Annotated in this window: 20 protein-coding genes; 14 read left to right on the forward strand and 6 right to left on the reverse strand. The window is 72.5% G+C overall.

What is annotated here, in order from left to right; all coding sequences use genetic code 11:
- Window positions 1-966: a CAF17-like 4Fe-4S cluster assembly/insertion protein YgfZ gene (gene ygfZ, locus ACWCP6_RS06160; RefSeq protein ID WP_450931169.1), complete on the forward strand. Its 966-nt coding sequence runs from the start codon at window positions 1-3 to the stop codon at window positions 964-966.
- A gap of 62 nt (window positions 967-1,028) precedes the next feature.
- Here ygfZ and dtd read toward each other — a convergent pair whose 3' ends face one another.
- Window positions 1,029-1,454, reverse strand: coding sequence for a D-aminoacyl-tRNA deacylase (gene dtd, locus ACWCP6_RS06165; RefSeq protein WP_450931170.1), 426 nt, complete (start codon window positions 1,452-1,454; stop codon window positions 1,029-1,031).
- Between the two features lie 170 nt (window positions 1,455-1,624).
- Between dtd and ACWCP6_RS06170 the strand changes: the two genes are divergently transcribed.
- The 3 genes from ACWCP6_RS06170 (at window position 1,625) to ACWCP6_RS06180 (ending at window position 5,068) form a co-directional block, all read left to right on the forward strand.
- Window positions 1,625-2,266, forward strand: coding sequence for an RsiG family protein (locus ACWCP6_RS06170; RefSeq protein WP_450931171.1), 642 nt, complete (start codon window positions 1,625-1,627; stop codon window positions 2,264-2,266).
- Between the two features lie 65 nt (window positions 2,267-2,331).
- Window positions 2,332-3,309 carry an asparaginase gene (locus ACWCP6_RS06175; RefSeq protein WP_450931172.1) on the forward strand — a complete coding sequence of 326 codons (978 nt, stop codon included), beginning with the start codon at window positions 2,332-2,334 and terminating at the stop codon, window positions 3,307-3,309.
- A gap of 514 nt (window positions 3,310-3,823) precedes the next feature.
- The gene (locus ACWCP6_RS06180) at window positions 3,824-5,068 is read left to right on the forward strand and encodes a GNAT family N-acetyltransferase (protein WP_450931173.1); all 1,245 of its coding nucleotides are present in this window, start codon (window positions 3,824-3,826) and stop codon (window positions 5,066-5,068) included.
- Window positions 5,069-5,246: 178 nt separating this feature from the next.
- Here ACWCP6_RS06180 and ACWCP6_RS06185 read toward each other — a convergent pair whose 3' ends face one another.
- Window positions 5,247-5,429: a hypothetical protein gene (locus tag ACWCP6_RS06185; RefSeq protein WP_450931174.1), complete on the reverse strand. Its 183-nt coding sequence runs from the start codon at window positions 5,427-5,429 to the stop codon at window positions 5,247-5,249.
- Between the two features lie 167 nt (window positions 5,430-5,596).
- On the opposite strand from ACWCP6_RS06185, the gene ACWCP6_RS06190 reads away from it, so the two are divergent.
- On the forward strand, window positions 5,597-6,508 hold the full coding sequence (locus ACWCP6_RS06190; protein WP_450931175.1) for a GntR family transcriptional regulator: 912 nt from the start codon (window positions 5,597-5,599) through the stop codon (window positions 6,506-6,508).
- A 54-nt stretch (window positions 6,509-6,562) separates the two neighbouring features.
- On the opposite strand, the gene ACWCP6_RS06195 is transcribed toward ACWCP6_RS06190, so the two are convergent.
- On the reverse strand, window positions 6,563-6,751 hold the full coding sequence (locus tag ACWCP6_RS06195; protein WP_450931176.1) for a hypothetical protein: 189 nt from the start codon (window positions 6,749-6,751) through the stop codon (window positions 6,563-6,565).
- Window positions 6,752-6,930: 179 nt separating this feature from the next.
- On the opposite strand from ACWCP6_RS06195, the gene ACWCP6_RS06200 reads away from it, so the two are divergent.
- The 7 genes from ACWCP6_RS06200 (at window position 6,931) to ACWCP6_RS06230 (ending at window position 13,367) form a co-directional block, all read left to right on the forward strand.
- Window positions 6,931-7,812, forward strand: coding sequence for a GntR family transcriptional regulator (locus ACWCP6_RS06200; RefSeq protein WP_450931177.1), 882 nt, complete (start codon window positions 6,931-6,933; stop codon window positions 7,810-7,812).
- Window positions 7,812-8,549: an HAD family hydrolase gene (locus ACWCP6_RS06205; RefSeq protein ID WP_450931178.1), complete on the forward strand. Its 738-nt coding sequence runs from the start codon at window positions 7,812-7,814 to the stop codon at window positions 8,547-8,549. The genes ACWCP6_RS06200 and ACWCP6_RS06205 overlap by 1 nt, the downstream gene beginning before the upstream one ends.
- Window positions 8,550-8,678: 129 nt before the next feature.
- Window positions 8,679-10,955: a phosphotransferase gene (locus ACWCP6_RS06210; protein ID WP_450931179.1), complete on the forward strand. Its 2,277-nt coding sequence runs from the start codon at window positions 8,679-8,681 to the stop codon at window positions 10,953-10,955.
- Window positions 10,956-10,981: 26 nt separating this feature from the next.
- Window positions 10,982-11,683 (forward strand): TetR/AcrR family transcriptional regulator, encoded by a 702-nt coding sequence (locus tag ACWCP6_RS06215; protein ID WP_450931180.1) that lies wholly within the window; start codon window positions 10,982-10,984, stop codon window positions 11,681-11,683.
- Window positions 11,684-11,817: 134 nt separating this feature from the next.
- Window positions 11,818-12,273 (forward strand): helix-turn-helix domain-containing protein, encoded by a 456-nt coding sequence (locus tag ACWCP6_RS06220; protein WP_450931181.1) that lies wholly within the window; start codon window positions 11,818-11,820, stop codon window positions 12,271-12,273.
- Between the two features lie 22 nt (window positions 12,274-12,295).
- On the forward strand, window positions 12,296-12,889 hold the full coding sequence (locus tag ACWCP6_RS06225; protein ID WP_450931182.1) for a hypothetical protein: 594 nt from the start codon (window positions 12,296-12,298) through the stop codon (window positions 12,887-12,889).
- 151 nt (window positions 12,890-13,040) lie between these two features.
- Entirely contained in the window at window positions 13,041-13,367 is a 327-nt protein-coding gene (locus ACWCP6_RS06230) for a DUF2516 family protein (protein ID WP_450931573.1), read from the forward strand.
- 69 nt (window positions 13,368-13,436) lie between these two features.
- On the opposite strand, the gene ACWCP6_RS06235 is transcribed toward ACWCP6_RS06230, so the two are convergent.
- From ACWCP6_RS06235 to ACWCP6_RS06245, 3 genes are all read right to left on the reverse strand, one after another.
- Window positions 13,437-14,822, reverse strand: coding sequence for a PP2C family protein-serine/threonine phosphatase (locus ACWCP6_RS06235; protein ID WP_450931183.1), 1,386 nt, complete (start codon window positions 14,820-14,822; stop codon window positions 13,437-13,439).
- 334 nt (window positions 14,823-15,156) lie between these two features.
- Window positions 15,157-16,239 (reverse strand): NlpC/P60 family protein, encoded by a 1,083-nt coding sequence (locus ACWCP6_RS06240; protein ID WP_450931184.1) that lies wholly within the window; start codon window positions 16,237-16,239, stop codon window positions 15,157-15,159.
- A 262-nt stretch (window positions 16,240-16,501) separates the two neighbouring features.
- Window positions 16,502-17,317: a class I SAM-dependent methyltransferase gene (locus ACWCP6_RS06245; protein ID WP_450931185.1), complete on the reverse strand. Its 816-nt coding sequence runs from the start codon at window positions 17,315-17,317 to the stop codon at window positions 16,502-16,504.
- Between the two features lie 143 nt (window positions 17,318-17,460).
- On the opposite strand from ACWCP6_RS06245, the gene mshA reads away from it, so the two are divergent.
- Both mshA and ACWCP6_RS06255 read left to right on the forward strand, forming a co-directional pair.
- Window positions 17,461-18,822, forward strand: coding sequence for a D-inositol-3-phosphate glycosyltransferase (mshA, locus tag ACWCP6_RS06250; RefSeq protein ID WP_450931186.1), 1,362 nt, complete (start codon window positions 17,461-17,463; stop codon window positions 18,820-18,822).
- Entirely contained in the window at window positions 18,815-19,324 is a 510-nt protein-coding gene (locus ACWCP6_RS06255) for a YbjN domain-containing protein (protein ID WP_450931187.1), read from the forward strand. Before mshA ends, ACWCP6_RS06255 begins: the two co-directional genes overlap by 8 nt.
- Window positions 19,325-19,333 lie beyond the last annotated feature (9 nt).

Raw genomic sequence — 19,333 nt, forward strand, 5'->3', positions numbered from 1 at the left:
ATGAAGAGCCCCCTGCTGATCCTGCCCGGCGCCGTCCCCGCCGAGGGTGTCGACGAAGGCGTCGCCGCGCACTACGGCGACCTCTTCCGCGAACAGCGCGCCCTCGCCGACGGGAACGGCTTCGTGGACCTGTCCCACCGCGGCGTCGTCACCGTCACCGGCGAGGACCGCCTGAGCTGGCTGCACCTGCTGCTCACCCAGCACGTCAGCGAGCTCCCCGCGGGCCGCGCCACGGAGGCACTGATCCTCTCCGCGCACGGGCACGTCGAGCATGCCCTCTATCTCGTCGACGACGGCCGGACGACCTGGGCGCACGTGGAACCGGGCACCCAGGAAGCGCTGATCGCGTACCTGGAGTCGATGAAGTTCTTCTACCGCGTCGAAGTCGCCGACCGTACGGCCGACTTCGCGGTGGTGCACCTCCCCGCCGGTTCCATCGCCGACGTGCCGGAGGGCGTCGTCGTACGGGAGACCCCGCACGGCCGCGACCTCTTCCTGCCGCGCGGCGAACTGGAGGCGTACGCACAGACGCACGGCCCGGCGGCCGGCATCCTGGCTTACGAGGCGCTGCGCGTCGAGGCCCACCGGCCGCGCCTCGGCTTCGAGACCGACCACCGCACCATCCCGCACGAGCTCGGCTGGATCGGTACCGCCGTGCATCTGCAGAAGGGCTGCTACCGCGGGCAGGAGACCGTCGCCCGGGTCCAGAACCTCGGCAAGCCGCCGCGCCGCCTGGTCTTCCTCCACCTCGACGGCAGCGACGTCCATCTGCCGCCGCACGGGACGCCCGTCCAGCTCGCGGACGAGGGCCCGGACGGCCGGAAGCTGGGCTTCATCACGACCTCGGTGCGCCACCACGAACTCGGGCCGATCGCCCTCGCCCTGGTCAAGCGGAACGTCCCCGTCGACGCCCGGCTGACCGCGGGCACGACGGCGGCGGCGCAGGAGGTCGTGGTCGAGCCGTAGCGGCCCGACGCCGCCCGTGGGTGCCCCGGTGCGGGGCGCCCACGCCGTCCGCCGGGCGGGGCCTACATCTCCAACAGCACCGTGAACGGACCGTCGTTCGTCAGCGACACCCGCATCCGTGCCCCGAACCGTCCCGTGGCGACCGTGGCCCCGAGCGCCCGCAGCTGTGCCACCACCTCGTCGACGAGGGGCTCGGCGACCTCGCCCGGCGCCGCCGCGTTCCAGGTGGGGCGGCGGCCCTTGCGCGCGTCGCCGTAGAGCGTGAACTGGCTGACGACCAGGAGGGGCGCATCGATGTCGCTGCACGACTTCTCGTCGTGCAGCATCCGGACCGACCAGAGCTTCCGGGCCAGTTGGGCGGCCTTCTCCTTGGTGTCCTCATGGGTCACGCCCACCAGGACGCACAGACCCTCGCCCGTGATCTCGCCGACCGTCTCACCGTCCACGACGACGCTCGCGCCGTCGACCCTCTGCACCACCGCACGCATGCCGACCATCATGCCGTGTCCCCGCACGCGGCCATATGGGCCCCTCGCATGCCGCGGATCCCCCCATCCGGGGCCGATCGGGGGCACTCGGTCACATATGACCCACCGGGAGTGGCACGATGCTCACACGCGGTGCAACCGCGAGCCGGTCGAGGGGACGGTGGAGGACCATGACCACGCCGAGCACCGGGCAGCCGCCCGGACCTGTGTCGCTGACCCGTACGAGCCTCCGCACGGCGGGCCCTGCGGTGCCGTCGCGCCCGCCCACACAGCGGACCTGCAGCCCGCTGGCGGACGACGAACCGGTGCCCGAGCTGGGCGGGCTGCGGCTGCCCGAGCTGCGGGCCCTGCGCCGCGAGGCCCAGCAGGACGAGGCCGACCTCAGCTATGTGCGGCGTCTTCTCCAGGGCCGGATCGACATCCTCCGGGCCGAGCTCGGGCGGCGCAGCCCCACCGGGCCGGCGGAGGTCGCCGGGCCGCACCCGCAGGGGCCCCTGCTGGACCGGCTCCCGGAGATCCTCAGGGACCAGCCGGCGCGCCAGCGCTCCTCGGCCCGCCATGTGAGAGTGGGCACACCGCACAGCGAGAAGTACCGGCTGCTGGCGGCCGACATGCTCGCGGAGGTCGAGCTCTCCGACCTCGGGGCCAGGACGGATGACGAACTGTGCGCCGCGATGGGCCGGCTCGTACGCTGCGAGCAGCAGGTCTCCCGGCGCCGCCAGCAGCTTCAGCGGACCGCCGACGGGTGCAGCGCCGAGATCGCCCGCAGGTACCGTGAAGGTGAAGCACAAGTGGACGACCTGCTCTCGTGACGCGGAGGCCCCGGCGATCCCGGTGACCGTCGCCGGTGGCGGGTCCTCGTGGAAGGCCACCCGCCATGACCCCCGCGCCCGCGCACCCCGCCGACGCCCCCGCCATATCCCCGGTCCTCGCCGAGGTCGTACGCTCCGGCTTCGTCGAGGGCCGTCATCGGGGCAGCCTGGTGCTGCTGGCGGCGGACGGCAGCGTGGAGCTGGCGCTCGGCGATGTCGGCGCGCCCGTCTTCCCGCGCTCCTCCAACAAGCCGATGCAGGCCGCGGCCGTGCTGCGCGCAGGCCTGGAGCTGTCCGGCGAGCGGCTGGCGCTGGCCGCCGCGAGCCACTCGGGCGAGGGGTTCCACCTCGACCTGGTGCAGAAGATGCTCGCCGAGTTCGGGCTCGCCGAAGGACTGCTCCAGTGCCCGCCCGACCTGCCCCTCGACCCCGCCGAGGCGGAGACGTACCTTGCACGGGGCGCGGTCCGTGAGCGGATCACCATGAACTGCTCCGGCAAGCACGCCGCGATGCTCGCCGCCTGCGAGCTGAACGGCTGGGCCGCCGAGGACTACCTGGACCCCGGGCACCCGCTCCAGCGGCTCGTCCTCTCGGTCGTCGAGGAAGCGGCGGGGGAGCCGGTCGCCTCGGTCGGCACGGACGGCTGCGGTGCGCCGCTGATGGCGGTCAGCCTCGTCGGACTGGCCCGCGCCTACCGGCACTTCGTCCTCGCCGCCCCCGGTACGCCCGAGCGCCGGGTCGCGGACGCCATGCGCGCCCACCCCGAGTACGTCGCCGGGACGCGCCGCCCCGACACCTGGCTCATGCGGGAGCTCCCCGGGACCCTCTCCAAGATGGGCGCCGAAGCCGTGCAGGCGGTCGCCCTGCCCGACGGCCGCGCCCTCGCCTTCAAGATCGACGACGGCGCCACCCGGGCCCTGGGCCCGGTGCTGGCCCGGGCCCTGGAGCGGGTGGGCGTCTCCTCGCCGGTGCTGGAGCGGATAGGGCATGTGCCGCTGCTGGGCGGGGGCGTCGAGGTCGGAACGATCAGGGCGGCGTTCTAGGGGGGTCTTGCCGATCACGCCGGGCTCGCGGGGCTTGGCACGCACATCCGCGGCGTTGTCGTCAGTCGCCGCCTCCCCCACGCTCGGCTGCGCTCGCGCGGGGGGACCCCCATCGCGTCGACTCCCTCCTCCGCCTTGCAGCTGCGCTCGGCATCCGGAGGATGAATCGAAGAGCCGAGGCGGAGAGAGCGAAGCGAACGCAGCGCACCAAGCCCCGCTCCCTGATCCGGCCTGAACGACAAGACCCCCCCTAGACCGCCGAGCAGCCCGGTACGCCACGTACGCGACGCCGGCGGGCGGCCGCTCGCCGGCGGCCACGGGACACCGGAACGCCGAGCACGCAGCCGGGCCGGTGGCGGGAGCGCCGGTTCCACCGTCAGGCCGACGACGGGAGTGCCGTCACCCGTCGGGCCGGTGGCGGGAGTGCCGGTCCACCCGTCGGGCCACCGCAGGCAGCGCCGGGCCACCGGAAATTCGGAGGCAGTGCCGTGGGCCGGGCGCCTAGCGTGAGGACATGCACCTGGACGTCCGCCACATCACGCCCGCCGACATCCCCGCGTGGACCCGTGCCCTCAACACCGGCTTCCTCCGCACCCCGGCCGTGACGCCCGAGGAGATCGAGGACCGCTCCTCGTACGTCGACCCGGACCGCACGATCGGCGCCTTCGAGGACGACCGCTGCGTGGCGACGTTCCGCTCCTTCCCGCAGCAGCTCACCGCCGTCGGCGGCACCCCGGTGCCGGCGGACGCGATATCGAATGTGACGGTCACCGCCACGCACCGCCGCCGCGGTCTGCTCAGCCGCATGATGACCATGGACCTGGCGGCGGCCCGGGACCGGGGCGACGTCGTCGCCACACTGATCGCCGCCGAGTACCCGATCTACGGCCGCTACGGCTTCGGCCCCGCGACCTGGACCGCGGAGTGGACCGTGGACGTGCCGCGCGCCGGCCTCGACCCCCGCTGGTCGGGCCCGGACGACGGCGGCCGCATCGACCTGGTGGGACCCGAGGACGTACGCAAGCTCGGGCCGGAGCTCCATGAGCGCTTCCGCCGCGCGCAGCCCGGCGCGACCGACCGCGACGAACGGTGGTGGCGGATCCACACGGGCGCCGTCGACCTCGCGAGGAGCCCGTGGACGGAGCCGTTCTACGCCGTGTACCGCTCGGCCGCCGGCGAGGTCGAGGGACTGCTCACCTACACCGCGGACGATCACTGGGGCGACGCCAAGCAGCCGCTGAACACCGCGAGCGTGCAAGCGCTGATCACGGTGACCCCGGCCGCCGAGCGCGCCCTGTGGCACTACCTCTGCTCGATCGACTGGATCACCATGGTCAGGACGGGCCATCGAGCCCCGGACGACCTGCTGCCGCTGCTCCTCCCGGACCCGCGCGCCGCCCGGATCACCACACAGGCGGACTACCTGTGGGTGCGGATCCTGGACGTCGTACGGGCCCTGGAGGCACGGACCTACGCCGGACGGGGCGCCCTCACGATCGAGGTGGGGGACGGGGACGGGCTGTCCGCCGGGCGGTACCGGCTGGAGGCGGGGCCCGACGGGGCGGTGTGCGCGCCGACCTCCGAGTCCGCCGATCTGGTGCTCGGCGTCGGTGAGCTGGGCGCGCTGTGGCTCGGGGACGAGTCGGCGGCGCGGCTGGTGGCGCTGGGCCGGGTGACGGAGGAGCGGCCGGGTGCCGCCGCCGTCGCCGACGCCCTGTTCCGCACCTCCCGGCGCCCGTGGTGTCCGGACGGCTTCTGAGCTGCGGTCCCCCGTCGGTCCGGGTACCCGGATCCGGCGTCCCCGGGCTCCCGGCTCGTCTCCGGCGAGCGGGCACCCCGAGTGGGCATGACCGGGCTCCCGGCTCCCCTCCAGGAAGGGAGCCCGGTCAGCCGGACCGGGGTGGTGCCCGTGCCGCACCGTGACACGGGCAGGAGGATCACGGGGCGGCGAGCAGCAGCACGAGGACGATGGCGCCGATGCTGCTGCACGTCGTGTTCCTGGCCTTGAGGCCGATGGAGAGCAGGGCGAACGCGATGATCCCCAGGGGGCCGTACTTCCACTGGACGAGCTGCTCGAATCCGACGGCGACTGCGGCGATGACGAGGGCGAGGAGCGGCATGGCGGTCCCTCCTTCGGGCCGGCTGGTCGCTCGCGCTTGGCGACCACGTTCCGCTAGGTGTGGGAAGTTGGCGACCAACTCCACTTGAGTTATCTCCGTGATGGCCGACCTATAATCGCCATAGCCTCAACTCCCCAAAGATGGCGTGAAGTTGTAGGGTTCGGGCTGTGAACCGGGAACAGGCCCCCGTCGACGAGCGGAACAGGTCACGGAGGTCCCACCACGAGGTCGCCGACGAACTGCGCGACCGGATCAGGGACGGCCGGCTCCGCCCGGGCCAGCGCATGCCGACCCAGGCCGAACTGGCCGACGAGTTCGGGGTGGAGCGGACGACGGTGCGCCAGGCGCTGCGCGTTCTCCAGTCGGAACGGCTGCTCGCCCATGCGACGAAGGGCAGCCCGGCCACGGTCGCGGACCCCGGGGACCGCGCCGCCGCAGGACCCGGGGGCGCGCCGCAGTCGACCATGGTGGGCCTCGCACCACGCATCGCGGCCGCCTTCGATGCGCCGCACGTGGAGATCGACGCGCTGTGCCTGACGGCCGTCTCGCTCACCCTCGCGATCGGCGAGCCGCTGCGCCAGATCCATGCGGGGCGCATGAAACCGGCCACGGTCGACGTCCGTGTGCTGCTGCCCAGCCGGGACATCGACCTCGCTTTCCCGGCCGCCGTCGAGCATTCCGGCGACCGGGTGCGCCCCGGTGCCGACGAGCTGCTGCACCGTCGCTGGCTGGTTCAGCGCAATGCCCAGGGGCAGGTGCTGCGGCACAATCTGCTCGCGCTGCGCGCGACGCACGGCATCGACGTCAACGTCTCCTTCCGCGCCCTGCCGTTCACCCCGCCCGTGAAGCTCTATCTGCTGAACAACAACGAGGCGCTGTTCGCGTACTACACGCTCAAGAGGCGGGGCGAGGAGATCGACCACGAGTACCTGGAGCTGTACGACGCCCAGGGCACCCAGTCCACCCTGTTCCCGTTCGAGCAGGGCGAGGGGCTGCGGGACACGACGTTCGTGGAGCAGTCGCACGTCTGGTTCTCCGCGCTGTGGAACACGATCAGTTCGGAGCTCACGCTCACCTGACGGCCCACGGCGTCCTCCCGGACGGGCGGTGCGGGCGGCGGACCGCCCCGGGTGTCACAGGGCGGGAGCGGCGACCGTCAGGGCGAGCACCACCGCCCCGATCGAGCTGCACGTCGGGTTCTTCGCGCGGACGCCGACGGTGAGGAGCAGCAGTCCGGCGATGCCGAGCGGGCCGTACTTCCACTGGACGAACTGCTCGAAGCCCATGACGAACAGGGCGGAGAGGAGGGCGATGGCGGGCATGGTGGTTCCTCCTTCGGATGCGGGGGCGCATTCCTCCTTCGAGGGCCGAAGCAGCGGAGGTAAAACTTCCGCCATCTTGGCCAAGTTGGCAACCAACTACAGCTAGGTTGTGCCCACTTGGTCGTTGTCCATAAACAACTTTCAAACAACTCCCGCTTGACTACGGCAAGTTGTAGCGTTTGGTTGTGACCCAGGAGAACGTTGCGGTGAACGGCAGTCGTCAGAGGCCCACTCCTCAGCACATCGCCGACGTCCTGAGGGAACGCATCCGTGCGGGTGCCCTCAAGGCCGGTGACCGCCTGCCCACCCAGGCCGAGCTCGCCGAGGAGTTCGGGGTGGAGCGCGGTGCCGTGCGCCAGGCGATCAAGTACCTCCAGAACGACGGCCTGCTCAGTGGTGTCACCAAGGGCAGCCCCCCGCGCATCGCCCGGCCCGCGCCGGTGCGCGAGGAGCCCCAGCCCACGATGGTCGGGCTGGCTCCCCGCCTCACCGAGGCCTTCGCCGCCCCACAGGTCCGTATCGACACGGTCTCGCTCACCGCCGAGACCCTGATGCTCGCCCTGAGCGAGCCGCTGCGTCTCATCCACGAGGGCCGGCTGCGCCCGGAGTCCGTCGACGTCCGGCTGCTGCTGCCCAGCCGGGACATCCAGCTCGCCTTCCCGGTCTCCGTGGGGCTCCGTGCCGATGACGACCCGGTCCACCAGCGCTGGCTGGTTCAGCGCAATGCCCAGGGGCAGGTGCTGCGGCACAATCTGCTCGCGCTGCGCGCGACGCACGGCATCGACGTCAACGTCTCCTTCCGCGCCCTGCCGTTCACCCCGCCCGTGAAGCTCTACCTGCTGAACGGCGCCGAGGCGCTGCTCGCCTACTACACGATCGTGCGGCGCGAGGAGGACGGCGACAGCGGCAGGCTGGACATGTACGACACGCTCGGCGCCGAGTCCCTCCTCTTCTCCTTCGAGAAGCGCGCCGGACGGCGCGACACGGCGTTCGTGGAGGAGTCGCAGAACTGGTTCGACGCCCTCTGGGAAACCGTCACGTCGGACCTGACACTCTCCTAGTGACTTCTGATACGACACGGACAGAACTGGCGGCGGAAGAGATCGGGAAGCTGCGAGAACTGATCGACCGGGCTCGCTTCGTCCTCTTCGACTTCGACGGCCCGATCTGCCGCCTGTTCGCGGGGCACAAGGCGGAGCGGGTGGCCGGAGAACTGGTCGACTGGCTGGAGGGACAGGGGCTGCACGGCCTGCTGACGCCCGAGGAGCGCGAATCCCTCGACCCGCACGACGTGCTGCGCGCCGTCGACCGCCGGCATCCGCACAGCGATGTGGTGACGGAGCTGGAGGAACGTCTCACCCAGGCCGAGATGCGCGCCACCGCCACCGCCTGGCCGACCGCGTACGCCGACCCGCTGATCAGGACGTGGAGCGCCGTGGGCGCCCGTCTCGCCATCGCGACGAACAACTCCCCGGGCGTCGCCCGCACCTATCTGGAGGGCCGCGGGCTGGGCGCGTGCTTCGCCCCGCACGTCTACGGCCGCACCGGGAACCTGCATCTGCTCAAACCGCATCCGCACTGTCTGCACCAGGCCCTCAGGGCCATGGGCGCAGACCCCGCCACCGCCCTGATGATCGGGGACACCCCGTCGGACCACGCCGCCGCGCAGCAGGCCGGCGTCCCCTTCCTCGGGTACGCACGCAACGACCGCAAGGCCAAGCTGCTGAGGGAGGCGGGAGCCGGGCTGGTCGTGGGATCGCTCGAAGTGGTGCTGAAGGTCCTCAGGGGACAGGCCTGACGCGGCATCGAACACGAGGTCCCCTGCGAGTGGCGTTACCGCTTTCGGCTCAGGTCTTGACACGTCCGTGTCGTGACGGGGCGCGCCCGCCACTAGGGTGTGCATCACCTTTTCATGCGGTGCACGAGTATGCAGGAGTGGCCCGTGGGCGGACGCCCTGTGCCCCGACCCGCGCGTCCCTCCGGGGATTCGGCGTACGAACGGTTCGTGAGGACCGCCGTCTACTTCGGTGCCCCGGTCCGGGGGCACCACCACCGTACGTATGCGGTGCGGCCGTTCACCCGCTCCATGGCCCGCCTGGCGGGCGGCGCCGCCGACGAACCGGTGGCGGTGCGCCTGCGGTTACCGGATGCGCCGCCCGTGGCGATCAGGACGTGGGCCGACGAGGCCGGAGTGCTCGCCGCCGTCGGAAGCGTGCTGCCGCACGTCCCCCACTACATCGCGGGCCGCGGCGACACCGCCATCCACAGCCATGTGGACGGTGTACCCCTGTCCGGCGTCTGCCCGGACGGACACCCCGTCGACCCGCCCCTGATCGGGGCCCTGACCGGGCTGCTCGCCGGGCTGGGCCGCGTCCGCAGGGACGCCCTGCCGCCCTTGCCGCAGGGCTGGCCACGGCCCGAGGCCGGCGACAGCCGTGCGTTTCTGCGCACCCTCGCGCAGTTGACGGAGCGCCGGATCCGGCAGGCCAACTGGCCGGAGTTCGGCGGGCTGTTCACCTCGCTCGGCATCCCGGACGACGCCGTGCTCCGGTACGCCGAGCGTGCCCCGGCCCTGACCCGGCGCCCCTACGGGCTGCTGCACACGGACCTGCACCGGGACAACGTGATCGTCCCCCGCCACGGTGACGTCCCGCTGGTCGCCGTCGACTGGGAGTTCGCGAGCTTCGGTGACCCGTTGCACGACCTCGCGGCCCATCTGGTGCGCATGCGGTACCCCGACGCGCAGTGGCGGGAGGTCACCACGGCCTGGGCGGCCGCGACGACCGCGGTCCGGCCCCGGGCGGTGGAGGGACTGGAGCGGGACCTGCCGCACTACGTCGCCTTCGAACGCGCCCGGTCCGCATATCCCGCCGTGGTGCGGGCGGCCCGGTCGCTCGGCGCGTCCTTCGACCAGAAGGCCCTCGACGAGGCGACCGCCACGGTCCACCGGGCGCTCGCGGACGCGGCGGAGCCGCTGCGCCTGGCCCGCGTGCCGGACGTGGAGGAGATCGAACGCCTCCTGTTCCGGTGGGCGGCGTGCGGCGGCCGGCGCGAGGGCGCCGGTCCGCGCCCGGCCGCGTCCTGGATCCGGCACCGGCCCGATCCGCGCGTCCCCGCGCGCGGCGACTTTCCGCAGCGGTGCGTCCAGGACGCGCTCGCCGCGGAGGGCGCCGCCCCCGCGGAGCACGTGTTCAAGGGCACGGCCCATCTGAACACCGTCGTCCGTGTCGACAACGCCGACTTCCCCGTCGTGGTCGTACGCCGCAGGGCGAGCTCCGTCGCCCAGCCGGAGCGCAGGTTCCTCAGCGAACACGCGGTCCTCGGGGCCATTGAGCGGTCCGGGGCGCCGGTGCGGGCACCCCGGGTGCTGGCGCTGGGCGTCAGCGATCTGCTCGGCGACCGGCAGGACCCCTTCGCCGTCCACTCCTACGAGGGGCCGGCCGGCACCTGCCGCCCGCCGAGCCACCCGGTGAACGGGCTGCTGCCGCACGAGGCGGACGACGTCGTCGACCAGCTCTGCGCGCTCACGCGGGTCGACCACGCCGGTCTGGACCCGGCTGCCGAAGGCGTCGACTTCTTCCGCTGGCTGAGCGCCGAACTCGCCCGGCTCGTGCACGACCTGCCCAGGACCACCCAGCAACTCGCCCGCGAACTCGGGCTCCCCGACGGGTACCGGCTCCGCGAGATCCTCGACCAGTACCGGGTCGCGCCGCGCGCGCCGGCCCTGCTCCACGGCGACCTCAACCCCTGGAACCTGGTGCGCCGTGACGGGACCATCACCGTCATCGACTGGGAGATGGCGATGATCGGCGATCCGCTCTACGACCTCGTGCGCCATCTGCACCTCACCCCGACCCGCCCGGAGATCCGGCGCCGGATGTTCGAGCGGTGGAGCGGCCGGCTGCCCGAGCGCCACACGACCGGCTGGGCCGACGACTGGCGGGTCTACCGCTGGATCGAGATCGTCCGCTCGGCCTACGTCGACCTGGACCGCCTGGTGACCGGTGCGGGCCTCGACGCGCCGAACGTGCAGCGGGCCGTCGACTCGTACGCGATGACGCTGCGGGCGGCCACGGCCCTGCTCGGGCTCTCCGTGGGCTCGACGACCAACCCGTATCTGGCCCGGGCGTTCCCCGGCAAGGGCGGCCGGGGCCGTACGGGGGCGGCGCGCCCCCGCCCGGCGGGCACGGGGGCGGGCGGGTGAGGCCGCCCGGCACGTACGCTCACGGCATGAGCGGGACGGGAGCGCACGGAACGGACCGGCAGCCGGGGCGCGAGGCGGGCCTGGGACTGCGCGAGCGCAAGAAGCTGCGGACGTACCAGGCCGTCTCGGACATCGCGATCACGCTGTTCCTGGAGAAGGGGTTCGAGAAGGTGTCGGTCGCCGAGATCGCGGCCGCGGCCGAGATCTCCAAGCCGACGCTCTTCCGGTACTTCCCGACGAAGGAGGACCTCGTCCTGCACCGGTTCGCCGACCACGAGGACGAGGCCGCGCGGGTGGTGCGCGGGCGTCCGGCCGGCCGGACGCCCCTGGAGGCGCTGCGGCTGAACTTCCTCGACGGCCTGGAGCGGCGCGATCCCGTGACCGGCCTCAACGACGCCCCCGAGGTCCTCGCCTTCCACCGGCTGATCTACGGCACCGCGTCGGTGGTGGCCCGGCTGTCCGGCTATGTGGAGCGCTCGGAGAACGCCCTCACGGAGGCCCTGTCGGAGGGTGACGACAGCCTCGACGCACAACTCGACGCCCGCCTCGCCGCCGGCCAGATCATCGCCGTCCAGCGGCTCCTCGCCCTCGACAACTGGCGCCGCATCTCCGGGGGAGAGACCGCCGACGCGGTCCACCCCGCCGCGGTCGCCGCGGCGGAACGGGGCTTCGCCCAGCTGGGCACCGGCCTGACCCGGTACGCCGCCCCCGGCGCGGCAGGCGGGTGACGTGACGGAACGGGCCGGATGACCCGCGGGACTCCGGGTAGAAGGAGACGGTGCGCCGGGTGCGGCGCGACACGTGGCGTACTTTTGCAAGCGGGTGCTTGCAAAAGTTAGCGCCGATGCGGCACCATCGGGGCATGGCATCGCTCAACGTCGGCAATCTCGGTGAGTACCTGCGCGAGCAGAGGCGCAGTGCGCAGCTGTCGCTGCGGCAGCTCGCCGAGGCCGCCGGGGTGTCCAATCCGTATCTGAGCCAGATCGAGCGCGGGCTGCGCAAGCCGAGCGCGGAGGTGCTCCAGCAGGTCGCCAAGGCGCTGCGCATCTCCGCCGAGACGCTGTACGTGCGGGCCGGGATCCTCGACGCCGAGCGCGGGCAGGAGGAGTGGCAGAGCGAAGGTGCGACGCGCGCCGCCGTCCTCGCCGACCCCTCGCTCAACGAGCGGCAGAAGCAGGTGCTGCTCCAGATCTACGACTCCTTCCGCAAGGAGAACGGGGTCGTGGTCGCCTCCCGAGACCGGGAAACCACGGATGTCGCCCAGGGCGCCGCCGAAGACGCGGCCGGTGCCGATGCCGACCACACACCCTCAAGCTGACGGATCCGGGAGGACCACAGCCATGGCCATCACCGACGACCTGCGCAAGACGTTCACCGACCCCACCCCCTTCTACTTCGCCGCCGGCACCGCCGACCTGGCCTACCAGCAGGCGAAGAAGGTGCCGGCGATCGTCGAGCAGCTGCGCGCCGAGGCCCCGGCCCGTATCGACGCCGTCCGCAACACGGACCCCAAGGCCGTCCAGGACAAGGCCACCGCCCGTGCCAAGGAGGTCCAGGAGGTCATCCAGACCAGGGTGACCGAGTTCTTCGGCACGATCGACACCGACCTGAAGAAGCTCGGCGAGTCCGCCCAGGACCTCGCGCTGCGCGGGGTCGGCGTCGCCGCCGAGTACGCGGTCAAGGCGCGCGAGACGTACGAGAAGGTCGCCGAGCACGGCGAGCAGGCCGTGCGGAACTGGCGCGGCGAGGCCGCCGACGAGATCGTCGAGATCGCCGACGCCGTCGAGCCGAACCCGAAGCCGGAGCCGGTCGAGGTCAAGGAGGAGCAGGCCCCCGCGGCCGCCGCCGACGCCTCGGCCCGCAAGACCCCCGCCCCGCGCAAGGCCGCGCCCAAGAAGAACACGGCGAAGAAGGCCACGCCGCCCGCCAAGTGAACCGCCGCCACGCGACGTGCCGGGCACTCCAGGAGTGCCCGGCACGTTCAGTGGGTAGCGGGGACCCGGTACGGCGGTACCGTGGCCGCGTGTCGACTCGATCGGACCGGGCCGGCTTCGACTCAGGACTCAGGTGGTGGGCAAGGTGCTGATGACGGCATTCGGCGGCTTCATGTGGCTGCTCTACACCGCCATGCTGGTCATGGCGGTCGTGGCCCTGGTGATGGCCGCGGTCGCCCGGGAGGACGCGTACCGCGCCGCCGACAAGCAGAACAAGGTGTTCTGGCTGATCATTCTCGGGATCGCGGTCGCCGTGAACCTGGTCGTGCCGATGCTGTTCCTGCAGATCGCGGGGCTGATCGCGACGATCGTCTTCTTCGTCGACGTGCGGCCCGCGCTGCGCCAGGTCTCCGGCGGCGGACGCCGGCGCGGCAGCAGCAGCGACGGACCGTACGGCCCGTGGAACGGCGGCCGCTGAGTACCCCCTGGGCGCCCGCGCCCTCTCGGGGCGCCGGGCCCCGGCGTGCGGGCACCCGGCGTACCGGCCTCAGGCCGGCGGGGTGCGGTCCAGCAGCAGGACCGCCACGTCGTCCGTGAGATCGCCGCCGTTGAGGTCGCGGACCTCGTTGACCGTTGCCTCCAGCAGCTCCTGGCCGGTCAGGCCGGTGGCCATCTGGCGGCGCACCAGCTCCACCATGCCCTCCTGACCGAGCCGCTGTCTGCCCTCGCCGATGCGGCCCTCGATCAGGCCGTCGGTGTAGAGCATCAGGCTCCAGGCGCCGCCCAGCTCCACCTGCCGGCGCGGCCAGCGGGCGCGCGGCAGCAGGCCGAGTGCCGGACCGCTGTTCTCGTACGGCAGCAGCGACGCCGGGCGACCGGCGCGCGCGATGAGCGGCGTCGGGTGGCCGGCCAGGCTCAGCCCGGCCCGGCGGCCGTCCGGCGAGATGTCGATCGTGCACAGCGTCGCGAAGATCTCGTCGTTCGGCCGCTCGTGCTCCAGCACCTCCTGGAGCGTGGAGAGCAGCTCGTCGCCGCACAGCCCGGCGAGGGTGAGCGCGCGCCACGCGATCCGCAGCTCCACGCCGAGCGCGGCCTCGTCCGGGCCGTGGCCGCAGACGTCGCCGATCATGGCGTGCACCGTGCCGTCCGGGGTCCGGACGACGTCGTAGAAGTCGCCGCCGAGCAGCGCCCGGGACCGGCCCGGGCGGTAGTGCGCGGCGAAGTGCAGCGGGGAGCCGTCCAGCAGCGGTGTGGGCAGCAGTCCCCGCTCCAGCCGCGCGTTCTCCTGCGCGCGCAGCCGGGACTCGGCGAGCTTGTGCTGCGCCATGTCGGCGCGTTTGCGCTCCACGGCGTACCGGATGGTGCGGCTCAGCAGCCGGCCGTCCAGTTCGTCCCGGAACAGATAGTCCTGGGCGCCCACGCGGACCGCCTCCGCGCCCATCTCGGTGTCGCCGGTCGCGGTGAGCGCGAGCACGGCGTGCCGGGGCGCGAGCTCCAGCACGTGCTTGAGCGTGGCGAGCTCGTCCGGGCCGTCCTGCTCGGACCCGCGGCCCGGAGCGGGCAGCGCGAGGTCCAGCAGGATGCAGTTGACGTCGTCCGTGAGCAGCCGCTCGGCCTCGGTGAGGTTGCGGGCGGTGCGTATACGGATCGGCTTGCCGGCCGCGTCGAGCAGCTCGGGCACGCTGAGGGACCCCGCCGGGTCGTTCTCGATCACCAGCAGGGTGAGGTTGGTGCTGCCCTGCGCGGGCCGTCCGGTGCGCGCAGGGGTCGCCGGAGCGTCCTGTGCCGGGACATGGCCGGACACGGACGCGGTCCCCGGTGTGGACGGGGACGCGGTGCCGGATGTGGACGTGGGCTTGAGATCGGACTGGGGCTGAGCCTGACCACTTTCCACGGCCGGGATGGCTCTCTGCCGCGGTATGGGTGCGGGCATCCTCTTCGTTCCTTCCCTCCCCCCGAGGGCATGGGGGAGCGACCTACGACGCCCCACCAGACGCGAAGGACCATAGCGTCAGCCGGCCGGGCAATGGAATGCCGAGCGGCAAACAGCCACCGTCATATGCCGCATCCCCTGGCGGAATTGGGCAGGTCGCCCGAGATGTCGGGATGACGTACATCACGCGATCGGCGCGGGGCGGTCACGGGAACGTGCCGGAGGTCACGTGAGGGCGGTCACGCACCGGCCCGCCCGCGCCGGAGTCGTGTGTGCGGCGGGCGCGCCCGACCTGTACATGAGGTGGGCGCACCGGACGGCCGGGTGAGCGCCGTCACTTGTCGGGCCGCACCACCCCGAGGATCGGCATGGATCCCGCGCCCGTGATCGTCACATTCCGCCCGGGGCGCGGTGCGTGCACGATCGCGCCGTCGCCGATGTACATCCCGACATGGCTGGCGTCGTCGAAGTAGATGATCAGGTCGCCGGGGCGCATGTCCTTGATGTCGACGTGCGGCAGCTGCCTCCACTGCTCCTGCGAGGTGCGCGGAATGCCGTGTCCGGCGGAGAGCCAGGCCTGTGAGGTGAGCCCCGAGCAGTCGTACGACCCGGGTCCCTCCGCTCCCCACTGGTACGGCTTGCCGATCTGCGCCGTCGCGTACTCCACGGCCTTGCGGCCCCGGACGCTCGCCTTGCCCTTGATGTCCTTGAGGATGCCGGAGCGCAGCCAGGTCGTCTGCCGGTCGTACTCCGCCTTCTGCTCGAGCTTCGCGAGCTGTGCGCGCTGCTTCGCCTCCAGCTCCGACTCGAGCTTCTCGGCCTCGGCGATCCGCTCCTTGATCTGTTTGCGGGCCTTCGCCTTCGCCTTGCGGTTGGCGTCGAGCAGCTTCCACTGTTCCGAGGCGTCCTTGGCGTACTGCCGGAGGTCGTGCTGGGTGCGGGTCAGATCGGAGATCAGGCCCTTGGTCGCGTGCTGGCCCTGGCGCACGCGGTCCGCTCCGTCGAGGAACTGCCTCGGGTCGTCGCTCAGTACCAGCTGCGCCTCGGGCGGTACGCCGCCGCCGGTGCGGTACTGGGCCCGGGCGGCGGCGCCGGCCCGGGCCTTCAAACCGTCCAGCTTCTTCTGGCCCTTGACGATCTCGCGGGCCAGTTTCACGATCTCGGCGGACTGCTTGTCGCTCTTCTCCTCGGCGGAGTTGTACGCGTCCGTGGCGACCGCCGCCTCGTGGTAGAGCCGGTCGAGCTGGTCGCGGACGTCCGCCAGGTTCTTGGAGACTGGTTTGTCCGGCTTCTTCGGCTTCGGCGGGCTCGCCTGGGCCGGTCCCGTCGCCGTGAGCACCGTCGCCGCGGCCAGTGCGCAGATCAGCGCAGCGGACGCCGTCGTCGCGCCTCGTTTCCGGATCACTCCCGCCCCCAAGACGAATTCCCGAGCCGACGGCAAAAACTGATTTACCGTCAGTAACTTACGATGCCTTCGGGATGGTGCCATGTCCGCGCTCCATGCGACAGAGGCAGACAACAACTCCGAACCCCCTCCTGCCTCCATCCGACGTACGAAGGGCCGAGATCGTTCCCTCCCGGGAGCCGGCCGCGGCCGTCGGGTGCCAAGGGCCGGTCGCCACCACGTCGGAAGGGTCCCCGCGGGGCAGGGGCGGGAGGTGCTCTCGGGCGCAGGCGGGTCAGCCGCGCGGCGCCAACGCCCCCCACCGCACGGTCACTTCGCCCTGCCGCCAGCGCACCGGCCCGTCGACGACCGGCCAGTCCGTCGTCAGGTCCCGCACCGTGCGGATCCAGCGTTGCCGCGCCCCGTACGCCGCGTAGGGCGCCGCGGCAGCCCAGGCCCGGTCGAAGTCGCGCAGGAACGCATGCACCGGCTCGCCCGGCACATTCCGGTGGATCAGGGCCTTCGGCAGCCGTTCGGCGAGGTCGGAGGGGCGGTCCAGGGAGCCGAGGCGGGCCGCGAACGTCACCGTGCGGGGCCCTTCCGGGCCGAGCGCCACCCAGACGTGGCGGCGCCCGATCTCGTCGCAGGTCCCCTCGACCAGGAGCCCGCCGCGGGAACCGGTCGCCGGGTCCGCGGGGGCGAGCCGGGCGCACAGCCGCTCCCAGACGGCGGCCACCTCGCCCTCGTCGTACTGACGGAGCACGTTCGCGGCCCGGATCAGCAGCGGCCGGTGGGGGAGCGGCACCTCGAAGCCGCCGTGCCGGAAGGTGAGCCCGTCGCGCTCGTACGGAAGCGCCGCGGCCACCCGCGCGGGGTCGATCTCGACGCCCACCACGTGTGCGCGGGGAGCCGCCGTGCGGAGCCGGGAGAGGAGCTCCACGGCGGTCCACGGCGCGGCGCCGTAGCCGAGGTCGACGGCGATGGCCTGGGAGGTGCGGCGGAGCTCCGCGCCGTGGGCGGCGGTGATCCACCGGTCCATACGGCGCAGCCGGTTCGGGTTCGTGGTCCCGCGTGTCACGTTGCCCACGGGGCGGGACGTGCGCGGGGCCATGCATCGAGGGTAAGCGGTGGGCGCGGGTCGCCCCGACGAAGGTAATGATTGGGCAAAGGGGAAATGGAGGAGCGCTCTCCGGTGTTTTCGCCTTGGAGGGTGGGCCGCGCCCTCCGGAGGACGACACCAAGGAGGACCGCCACGTGAGCCAGTACGCAGGCAGGCTCGGGCGACGCTCCACGGCGGCGGCACGGAGCACGGCACACACCCGGCTCCGGCTGCCCGGCACCCACCGCAAGCCCCGCCGCGTCGCGATGCTCAGCGTGCACACCTCTCCCCTGCATCAGCCGGGCACCGGCGACGCGGGCGGTATGAACGTCTACATCGTGGAGCTGGCCAGGCGGCTCGCCGCGATCAACGTCGAGGTGGAGATCTTCACGCGCGCCACCACCGGCGCCCTGCCGCCCGTCGTCGAACTGGCACCCGGCGTCCTCGTACGCCATGTGGACGCGGGCCCGTACGAAGGCCTCGCCAAGGAGGAGCTGCCGGCGCAGCTGTGCGCCTTCACGCACGGCGTGATGCAGGCCTGGGCCGGGCACCGCCCCGGGTACTACGACCTGGTGCACTCGCACTACTGGCTGAGCGGCCACGTCGGCTGGCTCGCCGCCGAGCGCTGGCGCGTCCCGCTGGTCCACGCCATGCACACCATGGCCAAGGTCAAGAACGCCGCGCTGGCCGAGGGCGACACCCCCGAGCCCGCCGCCCGCGTCATCGGCGAGACCCAGATCGTGCGCGCCGCCGACCGTCTCGTCGCGAACACCGCGGAAGAGGCCGACGAACTCGTACGCCACTACGACGCCGCCCCCGGGAAGGTCGCCGTCGTCCACCCGGGCGTCAACCTGGACCGCTTCCGCCCCGCCGACGGCAGGGCCGCCGCCCGCGCCCGCCTCGGGCTGCCGCAGGACGCGCTGATCCCCCTGTTCGCCGGCCGCATCCAGCCCCTGAAGGCGCCCGACGTCCTGCTGAAGGCGGTCGCCGTCCTGCTCGACGAGCGCCCGGAGCTGCGCGGCCGGCTCGTCGTCCCCGTCGTCGGCGGCCCCAGCGGCAGCGGTCTCGCCAAGCCCGAGGGGCTGCAGAAGCTGGCCGCGCGCCTCGGCATAGCCGACGTCGTGCGCTTCCGGCCCCCGGTCGGCCAGGACCAGCTCGCGGACTGGTTCCGAGCGGCCTCCGTCCTCGTGATGCCGTCGTACAGCGAGTCCTTCGGACTCGTCGCCATAGAGGCACAGGCGGCCGGCACGCCGGTGCTCGCCGCCGCGGTCGGCGGCCTCCCCGTCGCCGTACGGGACGGGCGGACCGGTTTCCTGGTCGCCGGGCACGAACCTGCCGCCTACGCGCGGGTGCTGCGCGACTTCGCCGACGACCCCGCCCTCAGCACGCGGATGGGTACGGCCGCGGCCCGCCACGCCGAGTCCTTCGGCTGGGACACGGCGGCCGCCGCCACGGCGGACGTGTACACCGGAGCGATGCACGACCACCGCCGTCGCGTACGCTCGCACCATGGCTGACGCAGCTGCCGCGCAACAGGCGCACCAGGTCATCGAGTCCGTCCTCAAGGACGCCGAACTGGAGTGGGAGAGCCCGGAGCACGGCTCGTACGTCGTGAAGCTCCCCGGCACCCGCAAGCTCTCCACGACCGTGTCGCTGATCGTCGGCCGGCACTCGCTCTCGCTCAACGCCTTCGTGATCCGGCACCCCGACGAGAACGAGGCGGGCGTGCACCGCTGGCTGCTGGAGCGCAACCTCAAGCTGTACGCCGTGAGTTACGCGGTCGATCCGCTCGGCGACATCTACCTCGTCGGCAAGCTGCCGCTCGCCGCGGTCACACCGGACGAGGTGGACCGCCTGCTGGGCTCGGTCCTGGAGGCCGCGGACGGGTCCTTCAACACGCTTCTGGAGCTGGGTTTCGCGGGCGCGATCCGCCGGGAGTACGAGTGGCGCGTCGCCCGCGGCGAGTCGACGCGCAACCTCGAAGCCTTCACCCACCTGACCCAGCGGCCCACCAGCTGACGGCCGGCC

The sequence above is a fragment of the Streptomyces sp. NPDC002004 genome (assembly GCF_053593975.1).

Excerpts from the sequence above, each read along its gene's own strand:
- ACWCP6_RS06175 (WP_450931172.1), top strand. The coding sequence starts at position 2,332 with ATGACCCCCGCGCCCGCGCACCCCGCCGACGCCCCCGCCATATCCCCG.
- ACWCP6_RS06235 (WP_450931183.1), bottom strand. The coding sequence starts at position 14,822 with ATGCCCGCACCCATACCGCGGCAGAGAGCCATCCCGGCCGTGGAAAGT.
- ACWCP6_RS06220 (WP_450931181.1), top strand. The coding sequence starts at position 11,818 with ATGGCATCGCTCAACGTCGGCAATCTCGGTGAGTACCTGCGCGAGCAG.
- ACWCP6_RS06210 (WP_450931179.1), top strand. The coding sequence starts at position 8,679 with ATGCAGGAGTGGCCCGTGGGCGGACGCCCTGTGCCCCGACCCGCGCGT.
- ygfZ (WP_450931169.1), top strand. The coding sequence starts at position 1 with ATGAAGAGCCCCCTGCTGATCCTGCCCGGCGCCGTCCCCGCCGAGGGT.
- ACWCP6_RS06185 (WP_450931174.1), bottom strand. The coding sequence starts at position 5,429 with ATGCCGCTCCTCGCCCTCGTCATCGCCGCAGTCGCCGTCGGATTCGAG.
- ACWCP6_RS06245 (WP_450931185.1), bottom strand. The coding sequence starts at position 17,317 with ATGGCCCCGCGCACGTCCCGCCCCGTGGGCAACGTGACACGCGGGACC.
- ACWCP6_RS06195 (WP_450931176.1), bottom strand. The coding sequence starts at position 6,751 with ATGCCCGCCATCGCCCTCCTCTCCGCCCTGTTCGTCATGGGCTTCGAG.
- ACWCP6_RS06230 (WP_450931573.1), top strand. The coding sequence starts at position 13,041 with ATGACGGCATTCGGCGGCTTCATGTGGCTGCTCTACACCGCCATGCTG.
- ACWCP6_RS06180 (WP_450931173.1), top strand. The coding sequence starts at position 3,824 with ATGCACCTGGACGTCCGCCACATCACGCCCGCCGACATCCCCGCGTGG.
- ACWCP6_RS06170 (WP_450931171.1), top strand. The coding sequence starts at position 1,625 with ATGACCACGCCGAGCACCGGGCAGCCGCCCGGACCTGTGTCGCTGACC.
- ACWCP6_RS06225 (WP_450931182.1), top strand. The coding sequence starts at position 12,296 with ATGGCCATCACCGACGACCTGCGCAAGACGTTCACCGACCCCACCCCC.
- ACWCP6_RS06215 (WP_450931180.1), top strand. The coding sequence starts at position 10,982 with ATGAGCGGGACGGGAGCGCACGGAACGGACCGGCAGCCGGGGCGCGAG.
- dtd (WP_450931170.1), bottom strand. The coding sequence starts at position 1,454 with ATGCGTGCGGTGGTGCAGAGGGTCGACGGCGCGAGCGTCGTCGTGGAC.
- ACWCP6_RS06255 (WP_450931187.1), top strand. The coding sequence starts at position 18,815 with ATGGCTGACGCAGCTGCCGCGCAACAGGCGCACCAGGTCATCGAGTCC.